Here is a 536-nt window from a genome sequence, read left to right as displayed (position 1 = left end):
GCAGCGGGCGCAGGAACCCATCCGCGGCCCCGTCGCCGCCGAGCAGGCGTGCGGCCAGGGCCAGGCCGAGAATCCCCGTCACCCCGAGCCCGAGGCGAAATGCGGATCCAGGCCGAAGCCCCTCCCGATGGGCGAGGGCGAGCCCGGCGCCGAGCAGGAATTCCAGCACGATCGGGTTGGCCCAGAACCGGATCGGCACCGGCAGCCCGGGCACGAGCGCACCGGCGGTCACCAGCAGCACCAGGGCCAGAGCGAGCCAAATCACGGCGCCGCGCCGGCCGAAGCCCAGCCCGAAGGCGAAGAGCCCGTAGAAGAACGCCTCGTAATTGAGGGTCCAGCCGAGGCCGTAGAGGGGCTGGATGGCGCCGTCCGGCCGGGCCGCCGGCCAGAACAGGAACCCGGCCAGGATCGTGCCCGGCTCGCCGACGAGGGCCGCGGCATCGCTCAGCCATTCGGGGCGCGCGAGGGCGAGGGCCAGGACGATCAGGCTCACCAGCCAGTACAGGGGCACCACCCGGGCGACGCGGTGCGCCAGG

Annotated in this window: 1 pseudogene; it reads right to left on the bottom strand. The window is 73.9% G+C overall.

Annotation, left to right across the window (positions count from 1 at the left end):
- Nucleotides 1–536: pseudogene (locus FV228_RS32330) on the bottom strand (acyltransferase); the annotation flags it as partial.

It is taken from the genome of Methylobacterium sp. WL18 (assembly GCF_008040015.1).
Taxonomy (GTDB): domain Bacteria; phylum Pseudomonadota; class Alphaproteobacteria; order Rhizobiales; family Beijerinckiaceae; genus Methylobacterium; species Methylobacterium mesophilicum.
This window is presented reverse-complemented; position numbering and strand designations above follow the sequence as displayed.